The 24,450-nt window shown below is 55.4% G+C and carries 27 protein-coding genes; 10 read left to right on the top strand and 17 right to left on the bottom strand.

The window, feature by feature from the left end; translation table 11 throughout:
• Positions 1–65: 65 nt before the first annotated feature.
• Both ACR0EO_RS18600 and ACR0EO_RS18595 read right to left on the bottom strand, forming a co-directional pair.
• The gene (locus ACR0EO_RS18600; RefSeq protein WP_480692312.1) at positions 66–683 is read right to left on the bottom strand and encodes a ribonuclease HII; all 618 of its coding nucleotides are present in this window, start codon (positions 681–683) and stop codon (positions 66–68) included.
• A gap of 111 nt (positions 684–794) precedes the next feature.
• On the bottom strand, positions 795–1,274 hold the full coding sequence (locus ACR0EO_RS18595) for a hypothetical protein (protein ID WP_480692311.1): 480 nt from the start codon (positions 1,272–1,274) through the stop codon (positions 795–797).
• Positions 1,275–1,451: 177 nt separating this feature from the next.
• Here ACR0EO_RS18595 and ACR0EO_RS18590 point away from each other — a divergent pair, with 177 nt between their 5' ends.
• The 3 genes from ACR0EO_RS18590 (at position 1,452) to ACR0EO_RS18580 (ending at position 4,090) form a co-directional block, all read left to right on the top strand.
• Complete coding sequence (locus ACR0EO_RS18590; protein ID WP_480692310.1) at positions 1,452–1,739, top strand: hypothetical protein; 288 nt, start codon at positions 1,452–1,454, stop codon at positions 1,737–1,739.
• A complete protein-coding gene (locus tag ACR0EO_RS18585) occupies positions 1,711–2,412 on the top strand; it encodes a winged helix-turn-helix domain-containing protein (RefSeq protein ID WP_480692309.1) in 702 nt (233 codons plus the stop codon). The genes ACR0EO_RS18590 and ACR0EO_RS18585 overlap by 29 nt, the downstream gene beginning before the upstream one ends.
• A gap of 106 nt (positions 2,413–2,518) precedes the next feature.
• Complete coding sequence (locus ACR0EO_RS18580) at positions 2,519–4,090, top strand: DUF427 domain-containing protein (RefSeq protein ID WP_480692308.1); 1,572 nt, start codon at positions 2,519–2,521, stop codon at positions 4,088–4,090.
• A gap of 113 nt (positions 4,091–4,203) precedes the next feature.
• Here ACR0EO_RS18580 and ACR0EO_RS18575 read toward each other — a convergent pair whose 3' ends face one another.
• The 6 genes from ACR0EO_RS18575 to ACR0EO_RS18550 form a co-directional block, all read right to left on the bottom strand.
• Positions 4,204–5,007 (bottom strand): DUF1217 domain-containing protein, encoded by an 804-nt coding sequence (locus tag ACR0EO_RS18575; protein ID WP_480692307.1) that lies wholly within the window; start codon positions 5,005–5,007, stop codon positions 4,204–4,206.
• Positions 5,004–5,405, bottom strand: coding sequence for a flagellar biosynthesis repressor FlbT (flbT, locus tag ACR0EO_RS18570; protein WP_480692306.1), 402 nt, complete (start codon positions 5,403–5,405; stop codon positions 5,004–5,006). Before flbT ends, ACR0EO_RS18575 begins: the two co-directional genes overlap by 4 nt.
• Positions 5,405–5,779, bottom strand: coding sequence for a flagellar biosynthesis regulator FlaF (flaF, locus tag ACR0EO_RS18565; RefSeq protein ID WP_480692305.1), 375 nt, complete (start codon positions 5,777–5,779; stop codon positions 5,405–5,407). The genes flbT and flaF overlap by 1 nt, the downstream gene beginning before the upstream one ends.
• A gap of 77 nt (positions 5,780–5,856) precedes the next feature.
• The gene (locus ACR0EO_RS18560) at positions 5,857–7,101 is read right to left on the bottom strand and encodes a flagellin N-terminal helical domain-containing protein (RefSeq protein WP_480692304.1); all 1,245 of its coding nucleotides are present in this window, start codon (positions 7,099–7,101) and stop codon (positions 5,857–5,859) included.
• A gap of 207 nt (positions 7,102–7,308) precedes the next feature.
• Positions 7,309–7,668, bottom strand: a complete 360-nt coding sequence (locus ACR0EO_RS18555; RefSeq protein WP_480692303.1) for a flagellar biosynthesis protein FlgN — start codon at positions 7,666–7,668, stop codon at positions 7,309–7,311.
• Complete coding sequence (locus ACR0EO_RS18550) at positions 7,652–7,933, bottom strand: rod-binding protein (RefSeq protein ID WP_480692302.1); 282 nt, start codon at positions 7,931–7,933, stop codon at positions 7,652–7,654. Before ACR0EO_RS18550 ends, ACR0EO_RS18555 begins: the two co-directional genes overlap by 17 nt.
• Positions 7,934–8,044: 111 nt before the next feature.
• On the opposite strand from ACR0EO_RS18550, the gene ACR0EO_RS18545 reads away from it, so the two are divergent.
• From ACR0EO_RS18545 to ACR0EO_RS18535, 3 genes are read left to right on the top strand one after another with little or no spacing between them, the layout of a single operon-like run.
• Positions 8,045–9,265 carry a flagellar hook-length control protein FliK gene (locus ACR0EO_RS18545; protein ID WP_480692301.1) on the top strand — a complete coding sequence of 407 codons (1,221 nt, stop codon included), beginning with the start codon at positions 8,045–8,047 and terminating at the stop codon, positions 9,263–9,265.
• Between the two features lie 2 nt (positions 9,266–9,267).
• Positions 9,268–9,933 carry a flagellar hook capping FlgD N-terminal domain-containing protein gene (locus tag ACR0EO_RS18540; RefSeq protein WP_480692300.1) on the top strand — a complete coding sequence of 222 codons (666 nt, stop codon included), beginning with the start codon at positions 9,268–9,270 and terminating at the stop codon, positions 9,931–9,933.
• Entirely contained in the window at positions 9,930–10,856 is a 927-nt protein-coding gene (locus tag ACR0EO_RS18535; RefSeq protein ID WP_480692299.1) for a phosphotransferase family protein, read from the top strand. The genes ACR0EO_RS18540 and ACR0EO_RS18535 overlap by 4 nt, the downstream gene beginning before the upstream one ends.
• 3 nt (positions 10,857–10,859) lie before the next feature.
• Here the strand turns inward: ACR0EO_RS18535 and ACR0EO_RS18530 are convergent, their stop codons facing one another.
• From ACR0EO_RS18530 to ACR0EO_RS18510, 5 genes are all read right to left on the bottom strand, one after another.
• Positions 10,860–12,161, bottom strand: coding sequence for an NAD(P)/FAD-dependent oxidoreductase (locus ACR0EO_RS18530; protein WP_480692298.1), 1,302 nt, complete (start codon positions 12,159–12,161; stop codon positions 10,860–10,862).
• Positions 12,158–12,976: an ABC transporter permease gene (locus ACR0EO_RS18525; RefSeq protein WP_480692297.1), complete on the bottom strand. Its 819-nt coding sequence runs from the start codon at positions 12,974–12,976 to the stop codon at positions 12,158–12,160. The genes ACR0EO_RS18530 and ACR0EO_RS18525 overlap by 4 nt, the downstream gene beginning before the upstream one ends.
• A complete protein-coding gene (locus tag ACR0EO_RS18520) occupies positions 12,973–13,863 on the bottom strand; it encodes an ABC transporter permease subunit (RefSeq protein ID WP_480692425.1) in 891 nt (296 codons plus the stop codon). Before ACR0EO_RS18520 ends, ACR0EO_RS18525 begins: the two co-directional genes overlap by 4 nt.
• Entirely contained in the window at positions 13,863–14,990 is a 1,128-nt protein-coding gene (locus tag ACR0EO_RS18515) for an ABC transporter ATP-binding protein (RefSeq protein ID WP_480692296.1), read from the bottom strand. Before ACR0EO_RS18515 ends, ACR0EO_RS18520 begins: the two co-directional genes overlap by 1 nt.
• A 69-nt stretch (positions 14,991–15,059) precedes the next feature.
• Positions 15,060–16,145, bottom strand: coding sequence for a polyamine ABC transporter substrate-binding protein (locus tag ACR0EO_RS18510; protein WP_480692295.1), 1,086 nt, complete (start codon positions 16,143–16,145; stop codon positions 15,060–15,062).
• Positions 16,146–16,286: 141 nt separating this feature from the next.
• Here ACR0EO_RS18510 and ACR0EO_RS18505 point away from each other — a divergent pair, with 141 nt between their 5' ends.
• Both ACR0EO_RS18505 and ACR0EO_RS18500 read left to right on the top strand, forming a co-directional pair.
• A complete protein-coding gene (locus ACR0EO_RS18505) occupies positions 16,287–16,970 on the top strand; it encodes a GntR family transcriptional regulator (RefSeq protein WP_480692294.1) in 684 nt (227 codons plus the stop codon).
• A 75-nt stretch (positions 16,971–17,045) separates the two neighbouring features.
• Positions 17,046–18,443 carry an aspartate aminotransferase family protein gene (locus ACR0EO_RS18500; RefSeq protein ID WP_480692293.1) on the top strand — a complete coding sequence of 466 codons (1,398 nt, stop codon included), beginning with the start codon at positions 17,046–17,048 and terminating at the stop codon, positions 18,441–18,443.
• Positions 18,444–18,544: 101 nt separating this feature from the next.
• Here the strand turns inward: ACR0EO_RS18500 and ACR0EO_RS18495 are convergent, their stop codons facing one another.
• From ACR0EO_RS18495 to ACR0EO_RS18485, 3 genes are all read right to left on the bottom strand, one after another.
• Complete coding sequence (locus tag ACR0EO_RS18495) at positions 18,545–18,799, bottom strand: hypothetical protein (RefSeq protein ID WP_480692292.1); 255 nt, start codon at positions 18,797–18,799, stop codon at positions 18,545–18,547.
• A 151-nt stretch (positions 18,800–18,950) separates the two neighbouring features.
• Positions 18,951–20,249 (bottom strand): lytic murein transglycosylase, encoded by a 1,299-nt coding sequence (locus ACR0EO_RS18490; protein WP_480692291.1) that lies wholly within the window; start codon positions 20,247–20,249, stop codon positions 18,951–18,953.
• Between the two features lie 62 nt (positions 20,250–20,311).
• A complete protein-coding gene (locus ACR0EO_RS18485) occupies positions 20,312–21,025 on the bottom strand; it encodes a helix-turn-helix transcriptional regulator (protein WP_480692290.1) in 714 nt (237 codons plus the stop codon).
• A gap of 82 nt (positions 21,026–21,107) precedes the next feature.
• On the opposite strand from ACR0EO_RS18485, the gene ACR0EO_RS18480 reads away from it, so the two are divergent.
• Together ACR0EO_RS18480 and ACR0EO_RS18475 are read left to right on the top strand one after the other, a co-directional pair.
• Complete coding sequence (locus ACR0EO_RS18480) at positions 21,108–21,806, top strand: glutathione S-transferase family protein (RefSeq protein ID WP_480692289.1); 699 nt, start codon at positions 21,108–21,110, stop codon at positions 21,804–21,806.
• Entirely contained in the window at positions 21,803–22,189 is a 387-nt protein-coding gene (locus tag ACR0EO_RS18475) for a DUF1801 domain-containing protein (protein WP_480692288.1), read from the top strand. Before ACR0EO_RS18480 ends, ACR0EO_RS18475 begins: the two co-directional genes overlap by 4 nt.
• Here the strand turns inward: ACR0EO_RS18475 and rnr are convergent.
• The gene (gene rnr, locus ACR0EO_RS18470) at positions 22,180–24,438 is read right to left on the bottom strand and encodes a ribonuclease R (protein ID WP_480692287.1); all 2,259 of its coding nucleotides are present in this window, start codon (positions 24,436–24,438) and stop codon (positions 22,180–22,182) included. The genes ACR0EO_RS18475 and rnr overlap by 10 nt on opposite strands.
• Positions 24,439–24,450 lie beyond the last annotated feature (12 nt).

Below are 24,450 nucleotides of genomic sequence, written 5' to 3'. Positions count from 1 at the left end.
TTGAGACAAGGATGAGTCAAAGACGATTCGCCGTCAATTTCTTTTTTGAATCAGCGACTTACGATTTACTCTTGATACAAGATATTGTGTACCGGCTTGAACGAACGTCTATGGTGTGGGGTTACACCGAGATTTTGCAGTGCTTCTCTGTGTTGTTTTGACGGATAACCGGCGTTTGTCTCCCAGCCGTAGCCCGGATGCTGTTGCGCCAAATCCACCATCAACTGATCACGCCAGTTTTTGGCAATGATCGAGGCAGCCGCAATCGAGACCGAATGCGCGTCACCTTTGACAACTGCCTGAGCCGGTATCGTAAGATCGCGTGGAATCATGTTTCCATCAATCAGAAGATAGTCCGGCGGCGGGTCCAAAGCCGCCACTGCGCGTTCCATCGCCAAATGCGAGGCCCTCAAGATATTGTGTTCATCAATCTCGGCCACCGAAGCTTCGGCAATCGCAATCTCGGCCCTATCCCGCAAAGCGGCATCAAGAACTGCACGCTTTTTGGCCGTCAGTTTCTTAGAATCCTTTAGCCCATCCGGGATGTCGGCAGGAGTCAGAATAACGGCCGCGGCAACAACCGGCCCGGCCAGCGGACCGCGACCAACCTCATCCACTCCCGCGATCCGAAGATAACCCTGCGCGACGGCGGCTTTCTCAATTTCATAGTTCGGTGTTGTCATGCCTGTTGGCAAACCCCGTTTCCGGACATATCGCAAGAAAAAAGAGAGGGCAGCATGCGCTGCCCCCTCCCCGCGCGATGCTTCTACGGCACCGCTCCTGCTCGAAACCAATTACCAGCGCCCTACGCGGTACCCCTTTTGGCGCAGACAAGCAGGTTCGTATGCCCGACGGATTTTTTTGCCATTCCAGAACCCCACGGTGCATTTACGCGGCAGGCTCTTGGCATATTTGTAGTGCTTGTTAAGACAATTGGGCCCAAGCAGCGGACGCTTGGGAGAGTAAGCTTTGAAGGTCCTCAGGCAGCGCTTGGGCAAGTCGTACTTTGCTACATGTTCGGGGAGCGGCCGTATGTAGTCCGGCCGTACCTTGGGCGGAAAATGCTTGGGCTTTGGAGCCTGATAAACGTGGTTGTGGGTGACCGTGTTCTTCTTACTTTCGTCATTGAAATGTTTGACGGCGACGCCAAGCAGCGCAATCGCCGCCAATCCACCAAGGATGTCCTCGACATCAGCGGCCCGCGCCTGAGTAGCCGATACGCCAGTTATGGCGACAGCAGAGGCGATGATGAGGGCAATGAACTTCTTATGCATGGTGCGTTTCCTTCAGAGGTGTCCGGAAGGCCCGGTGGCGGACCGTGTGCTCGATGCCTCAACACTGGCCGCACCTCTCTCAGACAAGCAATAACGCCCCCTTGTTATCCAATATCAGCCCTACAAAACCCCTTGGGTTATTGAATATCGCGCCGAGCCATGCGCAGGATGCGGCCTATGAAACAGATCCTCTCTTCTCTGGTCCTTCTGGCACTGATATCGCTTGGCTCTGCCGCTACGGCGGCTGATTGCTATGCCGATTACAAGGCCAAACAGGACAATCCACTGCGCCTGCACTACGGCGTCATGCAGGTATCGGCTTGTGATAAAGGGCAAGCCAAAGGTGAAGTCGCCCAGCGCCTGAAAGGCTCGGGCTGGACCCTGCTGAACGTCATGTCCGTCTTCGGGCCGGAAGGGTTGGATAAAAGGAAGGCCAATGCCGGAAAATTCTATCTCCGTTACTGAGGCCCGCAGATCCGGTGTCAGATTGGTCGGCGCGGGAATCACGGCGATCGTGTTGATTCTGGTAACAGCGGCAATCTTCCTGTTCTGGACCCTGCCCGACGCCAACGCCTTTAATGCGCGGGTCGAGCGTCTGTTCATCGAAAGCGACCTGACCTCACAAACCGAAATCCGCTTGCTTGAGATTTTGGCACAATCGGGAACAGCTTTTGCCGACACGCTCTCCAGCTATCGTATGGTGATTTTCGTTCTGCTGGTTTTTGCCAGCGCCATGCTGGTGACGGCGCTCGTGTTCCTAGTGATGTTGGTGATGTTGAACCGACGGATGGCACAGATCGAACGCACCGGCATTCAAGTCACCTCTTTGCTGATCAGCCGTGAAGAGAACACCGTCTACCTGAACAACATGGATTTCAAACTGACCCAGGCGGCAATGGAAACCCTTTCGGTTCTGGCAGAGTCCCGTCTTGATGACGAGGTACTGTCAGGTGCACAAATCGAGTCGATGATATCCGGAAAAAACGCCGCCGATTGCGATGAGGCCGCCGGGGCCACACGGATCAAACGCCTGCGGGATGCCCTGGGGAATCAAATGGTCAGCGAACTGTTGGTGAAAAACATCGCCAAAAAAGGTTATATGCTGTCGATCGAAAAAGATGTGATTCAGATGGTCTAACCAAGCCGCATCGCACACGTCATGTGAGATAAAATGCCGGTTACACCCCTTGGAATAGTCTTGTTAAAGGCCCATCCTATAAGGACTCGCGTCAGGGAGTCTGATGATGAATGTTCACACCACCCCAAAGACCAAAGGCTATGGTATCTCGGTTGAAAAGCTGACCGGTCGCGTTGCGATCTACCGGGATGACATGCTTCTGGCCGAAAGCACCAATGCTAAGGTCATGTATGAAACGCGGCTGCCTGCGACAGTCTACATCCCACGTGACGATGTCTGTATTGATCTTGGCGAAGAAACAGAGTTGCAGACGTTTTGCCCGTTCAAAGGGACCGCGACGTACCATGATATCCTTTTGGATGGTCAAACTCTTGCCAACTCGGTCTGGGCTTATGAAGACGCTTTGCCCGAGAGCGTCGGAATTCAGGGCCATATCGGCTTTATGCCCGGAGCCTACACACAAATTGATCTGGGCGAGAACAACTTGCGCGATCCAGAGGACGGCAATATCAGCGGCCCCCTGATCGACTGGCTGATGCGCGGCGCATCTGAAAACCAAACACCGGAAGCTTTCACTAAGGCTCTGGCCGAGAAGATGTTGGACCACGGTATTGCCATTCAAAGGCTCAGCATTCTTGCTTGGTCGCTACACCCTCTGATCGCAGGCAAACACTATATTTGGGAAAAGGGCGTGGCTGAAATCTCGACCAATGTCCCAACTTACGAAATCCACGATCACCCGGCTTATATTAACAGCCCCCTGCGCCACGTATCGAATGGTTTGGGCGGTGTGCGCCAGCGATTGAATGACGAAAACCCACATAACAGCTTTCCGATCATGGAAGACTTGCGTGCAAAAGGTGCGACAGACTATGTCGCAATGCCTTTACCGTTTTCCGATGGGCGGACTAACGTCCTGACCCTGACCTGCGATCACCCTGATGGCTTCACTACCGAAAACCTCGGGCTGGTATTCGAATGCTCTTCGGTCATTGCGCGCTATTACGAGGTATTCATGCAGCGCGAAAACGCGCAGGTCCTGCTAGAAACCTATGTAGGCAAGCGGTCAGGCGCGCGCGTGCTGGGTGGAGAAATCCGAAGAGGAGACGGAGATGAGATCGACGCGGCGATCATGTTCTGCGACCTTCGCAACTCTACCAGCCTGGAAGAACGGCTTGGTCGAACAGCGTACATAAACCTGCTAAACGAGTTCTTTGAAACCGTATCAGGCATCGTGCACGAAAACGGCGGTGAAGTGCTGAAATTCATCGGGGATGCTGTGCTGGCAGTCTTTCCCGCAGGTGATGACTCGATTGCGGCACGCGGGAATGCGCAGCGGTCAGCAATCGAAATTGTCGAGAAACTCGGTGAATTGCGCAGGTCGGAAACTGACATCCACTGCGACTGTTCGATCGGGGTCGCTTACGGTCGTGTAACCTATGGCAATGTTGGATCCCGGGAGAGACTGGACTTCACGGTTATCGGTCAAGCCGCCAATATTGCTGCACGCCTCGGAGAATACGGAAAAAAAGTGAACCACCGCATTGTTGTGTCGGCCGACATTCTGCCTGCCTGTGCAAATGCGATCCCTTTAGGAGACGTCAAGCTACATAATGTATCCCAACCCGTGGCCTCTTACGCTCTTAGAACTTCTGCAGATTCCGTTTTGGACGCGTGATCTCACTGTTCTCGCCGAACTAAACTGGGCCTCGTCTACGTTCTCCTGCTCTTGCTTGTCGATCGGCTCCAAAGGTCCAATCTGGCGTCATGTTTCAAGCAATAAAACTGGGTTTAGCTGCCTGATTGACCACCCAAAAGGATCAGCGCGGTCTGCGCCGGTGAAAACGCGCTTTGAAGCTGGGCAATTTGAGTGCGCGCAAGGTACTGATCCGTTAGCTGAGCAATCGCCGCCTCTTCCTGGAATTGCGCCAGGTCATCAGACCCCGTGAGTGCCAGCAATCTGTCCTTGAAAACCTCCAGTTGCCGGTCGATATCCACCTGCGCAAAGCTAGACGGAAGGCCAAGCGCGGTTTCCATCATGCTACGGAGCGGAGGCAGTCCCATCAAATCAAACCACTTTGTGTCAGCGCTGCTGTTTTCCCGAGCCAAATCACCCAGAGAGTGCTGCGCATACAGTGAGATGCGCATCGTTTCGTCTGTTTCGCCCACAGCTATTTCGAAGCGCGACACCACATTGTCACGCGCAATATCCTCCATAAAGGTTGCAAGCCCAGTTCTTCGTACTTCGCCTGGCCCAAGTCCAAAGGCCTCGGAAAACTCGCGATACCTGCCATCTGCGAGCCGATTTGACAGGGCGTCGTCGGCACTTGTGCCATCGGACAGCACCTTCTGAAGAAAAAAGCGGTTATTGATATCGTCCTCTAGCCCGAACGCACCCAATGCCACTTGAAGCAAACGGCGATCTGCGACCAAATCTTCCGCAGTCTGCACGTTCCCAATGTTTTCCAAAAAGTACTCTGTCTCTCTTTCGTTAACGGCCGACGAAGCAAAGCTATCGAGCTGAACGTCATAGGTGCGTTGTAGAAAACGCCAGCCAACAAGACCACTTGAGGGGACAACAGGCTGGAATGTCATTGCTGATACGCCATTAACCGCTCTTCCCGCGGCAACAATGCGCGCAAAGACTTCAAACACTTGTAGAATTGCTCAGCCAATAGGGCCTCGGTGGCTTCTGCAAGCACTCGACGGCTGTCTGAATCGGTGAATACCTGGCTCAGCTCCTCTACGCGACGCAGCAATTGTTGCTTTGCGTGCTCCGGCTCCATATCGCCAGACAGAACAAGTTGCGCTGCATAGCAAACTCGACGCACTGGCGTGTTCACCTCATCCGGATGGATGGCGTCTCGCAGACGCAGGACATTCGCTTGCGGTGTCATAATCGAAAACCGGCTGCGCCGATCCCCGTTCTCAAGAACAACGCCGTTGATCAACACCCTCTCTTTCGGGGCAAGCTTTAACACCAGTCCACCCATCAGGTTGCACCTACTTGCCGAAGGCCACGCAAAACAGCCATGTTGATTTCCAAAAGCGGCTCAACAGATGCCTTGTTGCCCAGAACCTGGCTGCTGTGTTGCTCTGTGAACTCTGCTAGGTAGAAAATTCGCGCGCGAAGATCGTTGGGCAAAGCGTTATCTGAATCCGTGACGCCACTTGCTAGAACCGTCCACAACCGACGGTTTTCATGCAGCGCGTGAACGAAACCTCCGAAATCTGCCTTTTGCCGGGCGGCTGCAGCTTTCAATCGATGTGTGATTTTTGAAATTGCCTCGTACTCGGTGTCGCGCGGAGTACGGGTGGGCGCGGCGGTCTGGGCATAAGCCGTCTGTGCAAGAGCGTGCGGTGTCACTTGAAATCCTTTCAATAATCCGAAGTTTGGCGGTCAGGACTGGGGCGTGTCTCCACGCCCCAACCCGCGTTCGAAACTTAACGGAATAGCGACAGGATCGACTGTGGAGCCTGATTGGCAATCGACAGCGACTGAGTGGCCAGCTGCTGCTGAACCTGCAGGGCCTGCAAACGCGCCGAAGTCTCTTCCATGTCGGCATCCACCATCGAACCGATACCGGACTTGAACGAGTCGGTCAGTTTAGACACAAACTCGCTTTGGGTTTCGATACGGCTCTGCGCCGAACCAAACGCCGCGGCGGCATCAATCGACCGGTCAATCAGTGTTTCGATCGTACCCAAGGCAGCTGCAGCACCACCAGAGGTCGAAACGTTGATCGAGCTCAATGCACCAAGCCCACCTGAGCCTGCGTTGGTGAACTGCGCGGAAACAGTCACATCGCGGTCCGCGTCAGCACCAGCCGTTGCTGTACCAGTCACAAAGCTCAGAGTGTTGGGCGTACCCGAGTCATAGTCGACCGCCACGCCGGTAATGCCCAGCGCATCGATTTCGTTCTTGAGGCCTACCGCGACAAGGGCGTCAGTGTAAGCGTCGTCATAGGTCCCCGACGGTTCAAGGTCACTCGCTTGAACAGTGTAAGAAACCTGTTGGTCACCAACACTGATCGAGATCGTATCACCGACTGCAAAATTGTCCGTAGAACTGTCGATCACGATATCACCGCTGCCACCGGTCTTATCCATAGTGAAACCGGCCGTGTCGTTATCGGTGGTCGCGCCGTCAGAGCCAGCCAGAACTGCTTTGGCGGTATAACCACCGATCGACAGATCCTGCGCCGCCACGGAAATTGTGTTCGGTGCCACAGCACCCGCACTGTCACGGTCAAGCGAAGACAGGATCGTTGCGCCTGCACCGCCATTGACCAGGTTCAGCCCGTTGAACTGCGCAGCCCCAACAACTGAAGAAATCTGATCGCGCAGGGCGGTCACATCCGCGTTGATCTTGGCTCGATCAACGTTGCCTTCCTGAGCCGAAACAACCTTTTCCTTCATTTGGGTTAGTAGGTCGGTAACAGTTTCTGCAGCGTTTCGGGCCACAGCAACAGTCGATTCACCCAAAGCCAGACTGTCCTTGATCGCGTTGAAGCCTTTGACGTCGGATTCCATTACTTTGGAGATCGCCCAGACGGCCGAGTTATCCTTTGCGGTTGCCACGTCCTTACCGGTCGAGATCGCGTTCTGGGTCTGTGCCAGGTTCTTGTTGACCGATTTCAGTGTCTGCAGCGCAACCATTGCGCCATTGTTGGTCAGAATGCTGGACATGCTTCTTCCTTTTCCGTTTGGGCCCTTTGCGCCCTTGCTTACCCCGCATCACATGCGGGCTTTGACGTCTTTCTGATCAATGCGATCCACCGTCAGGCTGTTCGCGCCACCTGTTGTTTCAGGTGCAGGACTACTTTTGACCTTGATCCCCTAACGGAGTGCTAAAGCGTTACGGTCAGAAATTTCGGATTTGATTCAAACGCGTTGCTACGCCCGCTTTTCGAGTTTGGCGTGACTACGAACCACAAAGCCATTGCGTTGACCGTCCGCACTATAAGTACTGAATTCCTGACGAACACGGCGAAGTTCAGCCATGCGACTCGCCACGGCCCGAATACCTTCGGCGGCACTGTTCAAGAGAGCTTGGTTCCTGGCCACTTTTTCCTGTAGGCGAAGCAACTCATCGCTGTCGAAGACTTTCAGTTCGTTGACGTCTTCGATCAACTTTTCCTTTTCCGGCGCCATTTGGTTCAGCCGGTCTAAATCACCTTCGATAAGGGCTTTCCTTTCCAACTCCAGAAAGTCTTCCAGGGTCTTTATCAGGTCGGTATCAGGTTTGGTTGGCATTGGTTTTCTCCATCATGCACTGAAACAAGGTTTCGGACAGGCCAACGCCACCGGACTTTGCCAACTGCTTTGCCTGTTGCTGAACAAGAAATGTTGAAAACTGATCTTCGCCTGCGCCTCCTCCAAAGGACTGACGCGATTCTCCCAATCCTGCGGACTTCAGCATGACGGTTAAAAATGCCGCTTCCAACTCGACGGCTGCGGCTTTCAGTCTTTCAGTTGTTGCCTTTGCCTGAGCGGGTTGCGGTGTTGCGGAAATCTCCATCGCTTTCTCCGAAATTTGCATCGAACTTTCTGGATCAAAGGCGAAAGCGGTTAAAATAAACGTAACTTCCTGCAGGCAGATTTCCGGTCACACAAACGGAGCCGGAGCAAAATGCCCAACCCTCTTACAGCTATGTTGTCCTCGCCAAGCAATGCCGCCAAACCCGGTGCAAGTGCCCAGGGTGATCGTGATTCACAACGCCCGTCATCGTTTCAATCTGTCATGGAAGAGGGAGACAGCCAGCAGGTTGAAATGGCAAAGAACCCCGAGGCGCCTGGCGATGAAACCGAGGCAGTAGCGGTCCTCGAAACTGAATTTGAAGAGGTTGAAATCACTGTGGCTCAGAATGAGGAGTTGCAACCAGTTGCGACACCTCAACCTGAAAATGTTCAAGAGGAAGCGGAACTCGAGACACCTGTCACGCCCGCCACTCTTGTTGAAAATCCGGCCAAACAATCGGTCCGGCCGGTTGATCCTGATTCAACAGTCACTCCCCGTACAGAAACTAAGGCGGCGCAAAATAGCACCGCCCCTTCTTTCGCCCCTTCGGCTTTTCAGATGGTGAATGAAAGGTCCGTTCGCCTGAACGAGGCACCATCGGCCAATGCCAAACCAACAGACAATATAGCAGTTCTCTCAGCGGTAGGAGCACGACCTAAAGAAATGCCTGACCTCAGCGCTTCTTTCGAACCGGATCGTGACATACCCCGAATTGTAACAACCCAGGAGTTTGCAGCACGGCCACCATCTCTGCCCGATCGCGCAACGCATTTTGTTCAGATGCACCTTTCGGCAACCGAAGGAACCGTTCCTCAGGCAGAAACAACCTCGATTCACGAAGTTGAAGACGTTCAGGCGATCCGAGAAGCGCAAACAACCTCCCAAGCCCGTGAGTCTGCACATACCGCTCAGGCTCCAACAGCGTCAGCGCGGGCGGAAACAGCTCGGGCTATCGCAGTCCAAATGGCCGCCGCCATAACAACGCGACCACATTCGGGTGCCATCGAAATTGCACTGAACCCCGAAGAATTGGGCCGTGTTTCGATCGTTCTGAATGGCAGGGACGATGGGTTGCACGTGGCCATTACTGCGGAACGCCCGGAAACGCTTGAAATGATGCGGCGCCACTTGTCCGTTCTTGAGGCCGAATTCCGCGATCTCGGCATGGGCAATTTGTCCCTTGATCTCGGTACGTCCTCTAACGCTCGGCACGACGACGCGAACACAGATGACACTGCCTCGTTTTCACCTCTGCAAACCGACCACATCGCAGAAGAAAGCCTGACGCCTGTGCGCACGGGTGTTGACGGACGGATCGACATAAGGATTTGAGCATGATTACTCCAACGCAATCTACGACCCAGACCAATACGCAGACCACAACCGCAGCACAGTCACGTGCGTCGGGGCTGGCTTCGGACTTTGAAACGTTTTTGCAAATGTTAACTGCCCAGGCCCGGCATCAGGATCCTTTGGAGCCGCTGGATTCGTCCGAATACGCCGCGCAACTGGCGCAGTTCTCGATGGTAGAACAACAGGTTCAGACCAATGACCTCCTCTCAAACCTTGCGCTCTCGTTGGGCAACGTAGGAATGGCAGAGTTGGCAGGTTGGGTCGGCATGGATGTCCGAACGACAGCGGCCTTTCGGTTCGATGGAGAGCCCGTGACCCTATCTGCTCAGGCTGATCCTACTGCAGACGGTGCAGTTATGGTGATCAGAAACAACGAAGGTTCAGTGATCGAACGTATCCCGGTTCCAACAACCGAAACCGAATTTGTCTGGGCAGGAACCGCAACTGACGGCAGCCCCTTACCCGCTGGGAACTACTCAGCAACGCTAGAAAGCTATAGCGGTGAGGAGCTGATGTCAGAACAGCAAGCTGCCACCTTCAACAAGGTTGTCGAAGCGCAGCTTGGAGAAGACACAGTGTTGCTGACGCTAGAGAGTGGCGAGGTTGTTCCGTCAGGATTGGTCACAGCAGTCCGCAGCGGAGCTTGATCTGTAACTCTGGAAAGGCCAAACCAATACAACTTGCGAATCGCTTTTTTGTATTGGTGATCTCTCTGCCTGACCCGTTTTCTCTTCCGTTGGATCTTGTGGATAGCCTGCGCCGCAAAGGGCTAGTTGAAGCTGGGGCGCAGTTTCAAACCTTGTATGGTGGTCGCACCAATCAGGTCTGGAAAGTGCTGGGGGAAAACGGTGGTAAAGTTCTCAAGCTTTATCGCAACGCTCTTCGCAATCCTCTGTTTCGCAACGATGCCGAATTAGAAGCCCGATGTTTAAGGGCCCTGGAGCATACAGGTTTGGTACCCCGTTTGCGCGCAACAGGGCAGCATCAAAGCGGCCTTTGGGTGTTTTATGATCACGCTCCGGGAACACCGTGGAAGGAGGGGCCAGAACAGGTGGCAACCTTGTTACGGCGGCTGCATGCCCTGGACCTATGCGTTGAGGCCCCAAATGGCTGCAACGGTAGCGCGGATCTGGCACGCCACGGGCAGCGCATATTGGATGGCTGCTCGTCGCCCGCTCGTGATCGTCTGGATTCGCTAAGACCCACAGAGCACGTTCCACCCTCGGAGCTGACATGCCTGATACACGGTGATCCGGTGCCAGGAAACATCCTGACTGCATCTTCTGGATTGACCTTAATTGACTGGCAATGCCCAGCCCAAGGCGACCCATGTGAGGACATTGCGTTGTTCTTGTCGCCCGCAATGCAGCAGGTCTACCGTGGCGCACCTCTGACTGCGACCGAGGAAGAACAATTCCTCACTGCCTACAACCATCCCGAGTTGACAGATCGTTTTAAAACGCTGCGCCGTTGGTATGCGTGGCGCATGGCGTCCTATTGCCTGTGGCGGGTAGAAAATGGCGCACCGGATTATGCTGAAGGTTTGGAACTGGAGTTGGCGACGCTTTAGCCCTCAAAGGTCAGCTAGCGCCATCATCGCATAGGCGGGCGGCATCAAAGCGCGCCGCCAAGGCCCAAGAGGAAATCGCCCGGGAACACTTGAAATCGGTTCTGGCAATCCGCTCTCACTCCCCAGAGCGAGTTTTGCCAACGCAGCTCCGCAATAAGTTCCCATAGCCACGCCGTTTCCGTGATATGCAAACCCGGCGAACAAGCCGGGATGGCCTTCCACAGGGCCTACATACGGCAGCAAATCCCGGGACAGGCACACCATTCCAGACCACATATGGGCCACCTCTACAGACGCCCATGCCGGAAACATGCGGGCAAAATCTGACCGAACCTTGCGGCGTATACCTGCTTCGGCCCGCTCAGAGGACTGAAGTCCGCCTCGCATTCCAAACAAGAAACGGCGATCGGGCATCAGACGGAAGTAGTGCAGTAGATTCCGGGTGTCATAAGCCATCTGATCCGTAGTCCAACCTTGCGCGCGCAATTCGGCATCGGACAACGGCCTTGTAACCATCGCTGTAGATTGGGTCGGCATGTACCGGCTGGCCATCCAGGGGGGCACGTCCTCGCTCGAGTACCCGTTTGTGCACACCAGAACATTTGTCGCCCTGACAACACCCATCGGTGTTTTCAGTTCGTATCCGGATTGAGTGGCCTCAATCTTTTGCACTGCACTTTTTTGGAACAGGCTCACACCAAGGGATTGGGCTGCACCGGCCAATCCGAACAGATACTTCCTTGGGTTCAGGCCGAACCCGATGGGATTGGTATAGCCCCCGAAGAACCCCTCTCCAAAGCCCAGAGCAGGCAGATCACCGGGTTCATGCACAGTACCTTCCGGCTCGGCACTCCGGCGAAGCTTTTCCATTGCGCGCGGATTATGTGCTAGCTGCGTTTCCCCGTTCGAGTGCCTGTCCGCATCAATTTGATGTTTCTCCAAAAGGTCAGAGACGAGGCGAACGGCATCTTGTTCAGCTTGCTCATAACTTTGTGTCGCAATCTCGCCAAACCGCCGCGTCATGGCACCACGGTTCAGCTTTGAGCCGCCCAGACAGCAAAACCCTCCGTTGCGCCCCGAAGCCCCCCAGCCGGGAGTTTCAGCCTCGAGAACAACGGCGGACACACCAGCTTTGGCCAAGTGCTTTGCGGCTGAAACGCCCGTGAAACCGCCGCCAATGATAGCGACGTCAGCGCGCAGATCACTCTGCAGAACCGGCCAGTCCGGGCTGTCGATGGTTTCATCCCACCAGCATCCTTCCCGTGGACCGGCCCCATAAGTGTAGTCTGGGAAAAGGCGTTTCATTCGGTACGCGCAGCCGCCATTTCATCCTGCTTTTGCCGCATCATCGCACGTTTCGTTACTAACGAAGCGGTAATGACACCTATCGTCACCACGGCGATCATAATCGTCGACAAGGCATTGATTTCAGGACTGACCCCCAAACGCACAGCCGAGAAAATCTTGATCGGCAGGGTCGTAGCGGACGGGCCAGAAGTAAACGACGCAATCACCAGGTCATCCAACGACAAGGTAAAGGCCAACAGCCAGCCGGAAATCACTGCGGGTGCGATGATTGGCAAGGTCACAAGCCGGAAAGCCTGTGCAGGAGAGCAACCCAGATCCAGCGCGGCCTCTTCAAGCGACTGATCAAATGTCACGAGGCGCGAGGACACGACGACCGAGACGAAACACATCGAGAAAGTCGTGTGTGCCAAAACGATTGTCAGGATGCCGCGATCCAAGCCGATTCCAATGAACAACAACAACAGTGACAAACCTGTGATCACCTCTGGCATCACAAGCGGAGCGTAGATCATGCCTGAAAACAGCGTTCGGCCAAAGAACCGTCCGCCGCGGACCAGCACATAGGCCGCGGCTGTTCCCAAAATGGTGGCCAGCGTCGAGGAAAACACCGCCACGCGGATCGTTACCCAAGCCGCATCCAAAAACGCCTCGTTTTGGGCAAGCTCCCCATACCATTTGGTCGAAAAGCCAGCCCAGACAGTTACCAGTTTTCCGGCATTGAAGCTGTAAATGATCAGGATGATCATCGGGATGTATAGAAACGCAAATCCCAGTGTCAGAGAAACCGCGTTGAACCAACTCATTCTGTTCATTGCTCTGCCTCCGTCTGCTTTTGCTGGTTGCGCTGGAACAACACGATTGGCACCACGAGGATCAACAACAGAACGACGGCCACGGCGCTGGCCACGGGCCAGTCGCGGTTCGAGAAGAACTCTTCCCACAAGACCTTACCGATCATCAGCGTGCCCGAGCCACCCAGCAACGAGGGAATAACGAATTCGCCAATCACCGGGATCATCACAAGGAAGCAGCCCGCGATGATACCGGGGCGCGATAGCGGGATAGTCACAAGCCAAAAGGCTTGCAGTCGCGAACAGCCCAAGTCTTCGGCTGCCTCAATGAGCGAGCCGTCCATTCGCTCTAACGACGAATAGACCGGCAGGATCATGAATGGGAGGTAGGTGTAAACGATGCCGATATAGACGGCTGTGTTGGTATTTAGAATGGTCAACGGGGTCGAAATAATGCCCGTCCACAGCAGCAACTGATTCAGGTAGCCCTCGTTCGACAGAATCCCCATCCACGCATAGACGCGGATTAGGAATGAGGTCCAGAAAGGCAGGATCACCAGCATCATCAGCGTCGGCCGCCATTCGACCGGCGCGCGCGCCATGCCATAGGCGATCGGGTATCCAACCAACAACGTCAGAAAGGTTGAGATGACGGCTATCTTGACGCTGGACAGGTAGGCTTTCCAGTACAAATCGTCCTCGGTCAGCCAGACAAAGTTCTCAAAGTCCAGTTGGCTGAAGAAATCCTTGATCCCCGCCCATCCCTGCGACAAGTCCAGGGTCGGTGTGTAAGGCGGGATGGCAAGCTCTGTATCCGAGAGCGAGATTTTCAGAACGATGAAGAACGGCACCAGAAACAGCGCCAATAGCCAGACATAAGGAACGGCAATCAGGAACGCGCGGCGCATCAGTTTGCCAGCAGAACCGCGGCCGTTGCTGTCCACGACAGCCAGACCGGGTCTTCCCATGTGAACGACCGACGCGAGATGCGGCGCGTGTTGGCCGTCTGCGCCTTGATGATTGTGCCGTTTGGCAGCTCAACGTGATAAGTGGAAAGGTTGCCCAGATAAGCGATGTCATGAACCTTGCCCTGAACCGCGTTTATTGCATCTGCCGGGCGGTCGGCTGAAATCGTAACCTTCTCGGGCCGGATCGCCAAATGGCATGACTGACCGTTCGAAAAACCGTTCGCTGAAGTCGCGGTCAGCGGGGCCTGCCCTTCGGCCCAATCAATCTGATAGGTCTCTTCGCCATTTGCCGTCGCACGGCCTTCGATGATGTTCACATCACCAATGAAGTCCGCGACGTAAACGGAACTCGGGTTTTCATAAATACGATCCGGGGTCGAGACCTGCATCAGCTGGCCTTGATCCATTACAGCCACACGGCTGGCAACAGTCATTGCCTCTTCTTGGTCGTGTGTCACAATTACAAAAGTCGTTCCGGTTTTTTCCTGAATATCCATCAGTTCGAACTGCGTGTCTTGCCGCAGTTTCTTGTCCAGCGCCCCTAAAGGCTCATCCAGCAGCAGCAATTTCGGCGCTTTCGCCAATGACCGTGCCAGCGCCACCCTCTGACGTTGACCACCTGAAATTTGGTGCGGCTTGCGGCGGGCGAATTGTTCCAACCGGGTCAGTCGCAACATCTCTTCGACCCGATCCTGCAGATCATGCTTGGGCATATTGTCCCGGCGCAGGCCAAAGGCGATGTTTTCCCAAATACTAAGGTGCGGGAAAAGCGCGTAGGACTGGAACATCATGTTCACCGCCCGTTTGTTCGGTGGAATCGGGTCGATGTCCTGACCACCCAAAAGGATGTGCCCATCGGTCGGCTTTTCAAACCCGGCCAGCATCCGCATCATGGTGGTTTTGCCGCAGCCCGATGGCCCCAGCAAAGCAAAGAATTCACGTTCGTAGATACCCAGAGACAAGTTGTCGATGGCCGTAAAATCGCCGAACCGCTTGGTTACATTCTGGAACTGGATCAAGGGTTTCGCCTGTGGGTCATCCCACGGCGCAAAGACGTCAGAGTTCAAAACGGCCCCCGTACATTGGTCTGGAAAAGGGTGCAGGGCGACACCTATCGCCCTGCACAAACAGCCTGCTTAGGTGCCCGACTTGATCTTGGTCCACATGCGCGTCACGACGCGCTGTGTTTTCGACGGGTAAGGCGTCGTGATGTAGAGATTCTGCATGGTCGCATCATCGGGATAGATCGCCGGATCCCCGATCACGTCTTCTGCAAGAAACTCCTGTGACGCCTTGTTGCCGTTGGCGTAGTACACGTAGTTCGATGCGGCAGCCATGTTGTTGGCGTCCAGAATGAAGTCGAGGAATTTATGCGCACCTTCTGGGTTTGGCGCATCCGCCGGAATTGCCATCTGGTCGAACCACATCAGTGAGCCTTCGGCAAATGGGTGATATTCAATGTTCACGCCATTTTCTGCCTCAGCAGCCCGATCCCGCGCTTGCAGAATGTCACCTGACCAACCGACGGCTACGCAGATATCACCGTTTGCCAGCGCGTTAATGTACTCCGAGCTGTGAAACTTCTGAATGTGCGGACGAACGCTAACCAGAACTTCTTCGGCTTTTTTGATGACGTCTGGGTCGTGGCTGTCAGGATCTTCGCCGATGTACTGCAAGGTCATCGGAATCATTTCGGCCGGAGCATCTAGGAAATGCACACCGCACGCGGCCAGCTTTTCCATGTTCTCTGGCTTCAAAACCAGGTCCATGCTGTTCAACGCAACATCATCACCCAAGGCTTCTTTCACCTTGTCCACGTTCACGCCGATACCCGTGGTGCCCCACATATAGTTGATCGAATAGGCATTGCTTGGATCATATCCAGCGGTGCGATCCTGAATGACGTCCCAGAGGTTGCCTGCGTTAGACAGCTTGGACGTGTCCAGTTCCTGAAACGCTCCGGCCTGGATCTGGCGCTGAAGAAACGTGCCTGACGGAACCACCACGTCATAACCAGAACCACCGGCAAGCATCTTGGTCTCTAGAACCTCGTTGCTGTCAAACACATCGTAGATCAGCGTCAGGCCGGTTTCTTCTTCGAACTTCTTCAGAAGGTCCTCATCGATATAGTCGGACCAGTTGTAAACTCGCACCTCTTCGGCGAAGGCCACCGAAGTCCCCAATGCGAGTACCGCTGTCAGTGTCAGCGTTTTGAGTGTCATTTTTTTTCTCCCTGCAAGTATGCGGGTATTTTCCCGTTTTTTTAGATTTGATCAAGTTTTGCGTTTTCCCTCGATCCCGAGTATGGTTTCAAAACGTCTGGCAACTGGCAAGTCAGCATCACTCGATACAAGGCAAACCAATTGGATTTGATCAAAAATAAGGCAACGGACACCAATACCGAAGCAGGCAAACGCCCAGCTCATGAGCAGGTCTATCAAACCCTCAAATCGATGATCATGTACGGGGAACTGGTTCCAGGTCAGCCCGTCACAATACAAGGTTTAACTGATTCGCTAGGCGTTGGGATGACCCCGGTACGCGAGGCGATTCGGCGTTTGATTTCGGATGGCGCGTTGGTGTTTCAGGGCAACCGAAGGGTTAGTGTACCGCTCTTGTCCGGTGGTGACGTCGAGCAGGTAATTTTTGCGAGAATATCAATAGAATCAGAACTTTCACGACGCGCAGCGGTGAAGATGACCGATCATGACGTTGATCACCTAGAGCGTATAGATCAGCAACTGGACCGAATGATCGCGGATGGCGATGTTGGTGGCTACCTCCATTTGAACCACAGCTTTCACGAGACGCTTTATGCGCATGCCGATGCTCCGGTTTTGCAAGATCTGGCTGAAAGGCTCTGGCTCAGATTTGGGCCATCGCTTCGGGTAGTTTGCGGCCGATTCGGAACGCAAAGCCTGCCGGATCGCCACAAAGACATCATTACCGGTCTGCGGACTCGGGATGCGGAAAAGGTGGCAAAAGCAACTGCTCAGGACATTGAACAAGGCATGGAACTGATGCTTGAGGCCGCGTCAAACCGATAGATTGACGCGATTCGATTGACAGAAAAAAATTTGATCATATTGTGATCGCCAATCGCTCTTTCAGGAGATTCTCGGATGTCCACCATCACAAATCATATGCCCACTGCCGAGCTACAGGCACTGGACGCGGCACATCACATGCACCCGTTTTCCGCAAACGGATCATTAGGCAGGGAAGGTGCCCGCGTTATCACCCGCGCCAATGGCGTGTACCTGACAGACAGCGAAGGCGAAGAGATTCTCGACGCTATGGCAGGTCTCTGGTGCGTTAACATCGGCTATGGCCGCGATGAGCTTGCAGATGCCGCTGCGCGCCAGATGCGCGAGCTGCCCTACTACAACACCTTCTTCAAAACGACCCACGTACCCGCTATTGCGCTGGCCAAAAAACTGGCCGAGCTCGCGCCGGGTGATCTGAACCATGTTTTCTTTGCTGGAGGCGGGTCCGAAGCAAACGACACCAATATCCGCTTGGTGCGCACCTACTGGGCCGAGAAAGGCCAGCCCGACAAGAATATCATCATCAGCCGAAAAAACGCTTATCACGGCTCGTCTGTCGGCTCGGCATCATTGGGCGGAATGGCCGGGATGCACGCACAGGGCGGCATTCCGATCCCGAACATCCACCACATCAATCAGCCGAACTGGTGGGCTGAAGGTGGCGACATGACCCCCGAAGAGTTCGGCTTGGCCCGCGCACGCGAGCTGGAAGAAGCCATTCTCGAACTGGGCGAAGACCGCGTTGCGGCCTTTATCGCAGAACCCGTGCAAGGTGCAGGTGGCGTGATCGTGGCGCCTGATACCTACTGGCCCGAAGTTCAGCGGATTTGCGACAAGTACGATATTCTGCTGATCGCGGATGAGGTGATCTGTGGCTTTGGCCGTACCGGCAATTGGTTCGGATCTGAAACTGTTGGTATCAAGCCACATATCATGACCATCGCCAAAGGCCTTAGCTCGGGCTACGCACCCATCGGCGGGTCCATCGTCAATGACGAGATCGCCGAGGTCATCGGAGGCACCGAGTTCAACCACGGCTACACCTATTCTGGTCACCCGGTTGCGGCGGCTGTAGCGCTGGAAAACCTTCGTATCCTCGAAGAGGAAAAGATCGTTGAGCACGTCCGCGACGTCGCCGCGCCCTACCTGAAACAGAAATGGGAAGCGTTGGCCGACCACCCGCTGGTGGGTGAGGCCAAGATCGTTGGCATGATGGCTTCAATCGCTCTGACCCCAGACAAGGCCAGCCGCGCCAAGTTCGCGTCCGAGCCCGGTACAGTCGGCTATATTTGCCGGGACCGCTGCTTTGCCAACAACCTGATCATGCGCCATGTTGGCGATCGGATGATCATCTCACCACCGCTGGTCCTGACCCCTGCGGATATCGATGAAATGTTCGTCCGTATCCACAAGTCGCTGGATGAAGCTCAGGCTGAGATCATTGCCCAAGGCCTTATGAAGGCCGCGTCCTAAGGCAGTTTGCAGGACTTCAATAAGAAAAGGGGTGGTCTCAATAGCCACCCCTTTTTGCTGTAGTCGCCGTTAGAGGCTACCGCAAAGCACACGCACTTTTTCTACGGTGTTTGGTAACCCCGGCTCCAACTGTCTTCGTACTCTCCCAATACCCTGGACAACTCTAACAACGACGCGAACAACCTTGCGTAAACGTCCCGAGACATAAGGGGTTCGTTTTCGTCCAGCAGCCGCACGAGTTTGGCTACGTCCAAGGCAAAGACATCATAGACTTCCTTGTCCGTTGACGTCGGATCCAAGGTCCAGATGCTGCGTTCGTTATAGTACTGAGCTGGCTGTGGTGCGTCATCAATCATAGTGCGGCCTCATCACTTTGATGCACACTTGGGGCCTATGAGAATGACGACAATGGCAGTGGCGGGAACTCACAAGAGAATGGCAGCCGTGACCAAACTGTTCTGACTAAGATGTCAGAACAACGTTGACGGTTCGGCCCTTTTTTAGAATTCAGCGCAAACGTTCCAAAAGCTTCAAACTAGCATACCCGTCCGGTAACAGCCCTTGTGCCAGCTGATATTCCCGAACGGCATTGGTCGTGTTCGGCCCTGTGCGACCGTCGACACCCTGAGTGTCAAACCCTGCCTCGGTCAGGCGGGTTTGCAGTTCCTTTTTCTCTGTAAAACTCAACACCCGGTCGCCGCGCGGCCACTCTGCCTCAAACGGAGTACGTCCGGCCAGTCGATCAGACAGGTGACCGACCCCAATCACATAGGCGTCTGCACCGTTATACTTTTCGATCACCCCGAAATTGTCGAAGATCATCAGCGCCACGCCCTGCCCGCCCGCGGGCAGCAGGATGGCCGCGGACCCATGATCAGGGACGGGCTTGCCATTGCGGTCGACAACCCCGCGCGCAGCCCAGTCAGAGGGCAATAAGGTATAGTTTCGCTTGGCGGTGGCATAATCGAACCCTTCGGGCAGACGAACCTCAACCCCCCAAGGCTGCCCCTTGGTCCAGCCATGCCTCGCCAAATAAGCCGCGGCAGAAGCCAACGCATCGGTCGGGTCTTCGGACCAGATATCACGTCGACCGTCACCGTCGAAATCCACCGCGTAATCCAGATAAGAGGTCGGCATAAACTGCGTGTGCCCCATCGCGCCGGCCCAGCTGCCAATCATATCACCGGGGCTGACATCCCCTGCCTGAACGATCTGCAACGCTGCGATTAGCTGAGTTTCAAAGAATTTCGCCCGTCGTGCATCAAAGGCCAAGGTTGCCAAGGACCGAATGGTATGATCGCTTCCGCGGAACGTCCCGAACGAAGTCTCAAGCCCCCAAATTGCGGTCACCACCTCTTTTTCGACGCCGTATTGCGCCTCGATCTGATTTAGCGTCGTCTGATATCGTTCCAGACCGGCGCGACCGTTGGTGACGCGCGTGTCCGAAACAGCGGCGTCCAGGTACTCCCAAATCGGCTTTGAGAACTCTGCCTGATTGCGATCGCGTTCGGTGATCTTCTTGTCATAAGTCAGACCGGCCAAAGACCGGTCCAGCGTGGACGTTGAAATACTCTGTTCCAAGGCACGTTCTCTAAACGCCCCCAACCACGCCTGAAACCGTGCGTTTCCTTCGGTCGACACCCGGTACTCCTTAGTTGATGGCCGCACAACGGGCCGAAGGGACACCGTTATATCTGCCGAGGCCAATTGAATGGACACGGGTCCATCCGGTGTTTTAAGAGATTCCGCCTGCACAATGGATGCCCATAATGCGGCGGTCATAACGCCACCTATGCACTTACGCATTCCGAATTTCCTGATTACTGCTCGACCGTAGAATAGCGCAAAATCGCTATTTCACAAAGTGCTCAACTTGGCGGGCAGCAATCATTTGCCTCTCGCTCGGCCTGTATACGCGACAGAGCCTCGCGCAAAAGCGGGATGCGGTTTGGTCTAAATCCATGATCCGTAACAGACATTTTCCGCATTCGGTCCAGTCTGAAAAACCGGAAATCCTGCCTCAGGTGACACCAAGCAATCAAGACAGTGGACCGGTCCATGTAGACAATACTCAGCGGGTTAACCCGACGCTGCGTTTGGCAACCTTTCTCGTCGGTATAGGCAAACTCCACCGCACGTTCTTCCCACGTGGCCCGACGCAAGTCACCCACATCAATGGTCGGTTTCGCAGGGCGATCAAACCGTGTGGCGGCCAGCACCGCATGGCTGAGACGATGAGACTGGCGCGGGGGTAAGCGCCCCTGCAGTTTACGAAGCGCCGCGGTGGCCGCATCGGACAACCCAGGGTCTCCGATTGATTGCACTTCGCGCAGTCCCAACACCAGCGCCTCAAGCTCGTCATCGGTAAAGCCCAACGGCGGCAGCGTCGCGTCTTCGATCAAGGTAAAACCGAAACCAGCCTCACCGTCGATCACTGCACCAAGCCCTCGCAAGGCATCGATATCGCGGTGCACTGTTCGAGGCGAAACACCCAAATCCTGCGCCAACTGACCCGAAGTTTTCGGCGATGTGCCAGAGCGCAAGGCTTGCATAAGTTGGAACAATCGGGCGGTACGGGACATAGTGCAGACTACCCTAAACCTAATGACAGTTTCTGTCATCATGGGTCTGTATTCATCCGTCATCCCGATCTAGGAGCCGACGATGCTGACCCTTTTAACTTTCCCCTCTGCCTTTGGCGAATTCAGCGCCAGCCCGTTCTGCGTGAAGACCGCCCTTATGCTGCAACACTCCGGTCAGCCTTGGCGGCGCTCAGATATTATCGACCCCCGAAAGATGCCGCATCAGAAACTGCCAGTACTGCGTACGCCGGATCGCCTCGTGCCGGACAGTGATCAAATTCGGCATTGGTTAGAAGCAAATGGAGCTGAGTTTGATAAAGGCCTCAGCGACATTCGCAAGGCCCAGTCCCGCGCACTGATCCGATTGGCCGAGGATCATCTGTACTTTCAAATCGTTCATGATCGTTGGGCCAACGACGCGGTTTGGCCAATCCTGCGCGATACCTATTTTGCAGGAATACCAAGCCTACTGCGCAAGCCGGTCACAAACGCCATTCGCAAGAACGTCGTCAAAGGCTTGCAGTTTCAAGGGGTCTCGCGGTTCTCGGAAAGTGAACGCATGGAACGGATTGAGCGGGATCTCGAAGCTATCTCGGCGTATCTTTGGCAATCGCCGTTCTTGTTGGGAAATGAACCAACATCGGCGGACATGAGCGTCGGACCCATGTTAGCTGCAATGCGCGCCACCCCCGCAGAAACACCGCTGACCCGACGCATCAAAGAAGATACCCTGCTAAGTAGTTATGCGGACCGTGTTACACAGGCGATACCAATTGTATGAGACCTTTTGACGACCCCAAAGTATCCTCCGCGTTTGAGAAGCTTCCTCGTGAAACTCGCGCAGGAGCACTCAGCTTGCGCGAACTGATCTTTGAAACCGCCGAGACCTTGCCCCAGGCTCACCCCCTGCAAGAGGCGCTGCGTTGGGGTCAGCCCGCCTATCTGGCGCCCAAAGGGTCAACGATCCGGCTGGGCGGACACAAATCGGCGCAATTTGCCTTGTTCGTGCATTGTCAGAGCCGATTGATGGTCGATTTCACCTCGGCCTTCCCGGGCGAGGATCGGATCGACGGAAACCGGGCCATTCTGTTCGATAGCCCGGATCAGATCGATCCGACACGCCATGGCTGGCTCATCGCACGGGCGCTAACCTATCACCTCTGACGGCGTTTACGTTCGACCTTGCGCTTGATCTTGTCCTTCTTGCGCTTAGTGCTGACCGCCTTGCGCCGCGTTGGCCGCCCTTTCGAACTGCGCCCTCGGGGCAAAGCCTGATCGTCTATGGACAGCAATTCCAACTCCAACCCACCCGTCACGGGTGTGGCTTCGGTCAGACGCACAGTCACCCGCTGGCCGATAGCAATGATCAAACCAGTATCGGAGCCCATCAGAGTTCCGGCCTCACGGTCGAAATGGAAGAATTCGCGGCCCAGCGAGCGTACCGGCACCAGCCCGTCTGCACCGGTTTCGTCCATCTTCACGAAGGCGCCAAACCGGGCAATGCCGCTTATGCGACCAGCGAATTCATTGCCCACACGCTCACTGAGATAGGCGGCAAGATAGCGGTCGGTCGTATCGCGTTCCGCCATCATCGAGCGGCGCTCGGTGTCCGAGATATGGGTCGCCGTTTCGTCCAACCGGGCGATCTCATCCTCGGTCAGACCGTCCTTTCCCCAACCATGGGCTGAGATTAGCGAGCGATGCACGATCAGGTCCGCATAGCGCCGGATAGGCGAGGTGAAATGCGCATAATTCCGTAGCGCCAGTCCGAAATGACCAAAGTTCTCTGGGTTGTAATAGGCTTGCGCCATCGACCGCAGGGTCGTCAGGTTGATCAGTTCCGCATCCTCGGTCCCCGCCGCGGCGTTCAACAGCGCATTCAGGTGGCGGGTTTGCAGAACCTGCCCTTTGGCGAGGTTCAGACCCGCAGCTTGAGCGGTTTCTCGCAGGCTTTCCAGCTTTTCGGGCGCGGGTTCTTCGTGAACACGGAACAACAGCGGGCGGCGTTTGGCGATCAGGGTCTCGGCGGCAGCGACATTGGCGAGGATCATGAATTCCTCGATCAGCTTATGCGCATCCAGTCGATCACGGAAGGCGACGCTGGTCACTTCGCCTGTGTCGGACAGGACGATCTTGCGTTCCGGCAAGTCCAATTCCAACGGCTGCCGCACGGCCCGCGCTTTTTTCAACGCGTCGTAAGCTGCATAGAGTGGCTTCAAGACGGTCTCTAACAAAGGCCCTGTGCGGTCATTGGGACTGCCGTCGATCGCCTCCTGCACCTCAGCGTAGTGCAGAGAAGCAGCAGAGCGCATCAGGCCGCGCACGAAACGGTGGCCGATCTTGTTGCCGTCGGCGTCGATCTGCATCCGCACCGCGATACAGGCGCGCGGAACACCTTCGTGCAGCGAGCACAGATCGCCGGACAAACGATCCGGCAGCATCGGTACGACACGATCCGGGAAATAGCTGGAGTTGCCGCGCTTACGCGCCTCGCGATCTAACGCGGTGCCGGGCTGCACATAGGCGGCAACGTCGGCAATCGCGACCCAGATCACATGGCCGCCGGGGTTTTTGGGATCCTCATCGGCATGAGCATAACAGGCGTCATCGTGGTCGCGCGCGTCCGAAGGGTCGATAGTCAACAGCGGCATATCCCGCAGGTCTTCGCGCCCTTTCAGGCCAATGGGTTTGGCCTTATCGGCCTCGGCAATAACCTTGTCGGGGAAGTCGTCGGGAATACCGTGTTGATGGATAGCGATCAGAGATACAGCTTTGGGCGCAGACGGATCACCCAAGCGCTCAACAATCCGCGCTCGGGGCAGACCCATACGGTTCTTGGGACCAGCCTGTTCGGCCTCGACCAACTCACCATCCTTAGCACCCAGAACAGCACCGTCATTGACCAGCCACTCGGTCTGTCCGGTTTTGTCGATGGGCACAATCCGCCCACCCTCGGCCCCTTTGCGGAAGATACCCACGATTTTTTTCGGGTTAGTCCCGATGCGGCGGATCAACCGGGCTTCGTAGTTGTGGTCTTCTTCATGCACCACGGTCAGGCGGGCCAGAATGCGATCGCCTTCGCCCAGCGCGGGATCGCTTGCACGGGCGACAATCAAGACGATGGGCTCAATGCCCTCTCCATGCCATTCCAACGGGCGCGCAAACAGGTCGCCATCCGCGTTCGGAGCCTTAACCTGCAACACACTGACCGGCGGCAGACGATCCGGGTCGCGATAGCTGCGCTTGCGCTTTTCCAGATGCCCTTCGGCCTCAAGCTCTTTGAGGATACGTTTCAGATCAATCCGATCCGCGCCCTTGATGCCAAAGGCTTTGGCGATATCGCGTTTCGAGGTCAGGGTGGGGTTCGCCGAGATCCAATCGAGGACCTCTTGCTTGGTGGGGATGCGAGTCATGGTTTTGGCGTA

The organism is Ruegeria sp. BE9 (genome assembly GCF_056538765.1).
Note: the sequence above shows the minus strand (reverse complement) of the source record. Positions and strands in the feature narration are given on the sequence as shown.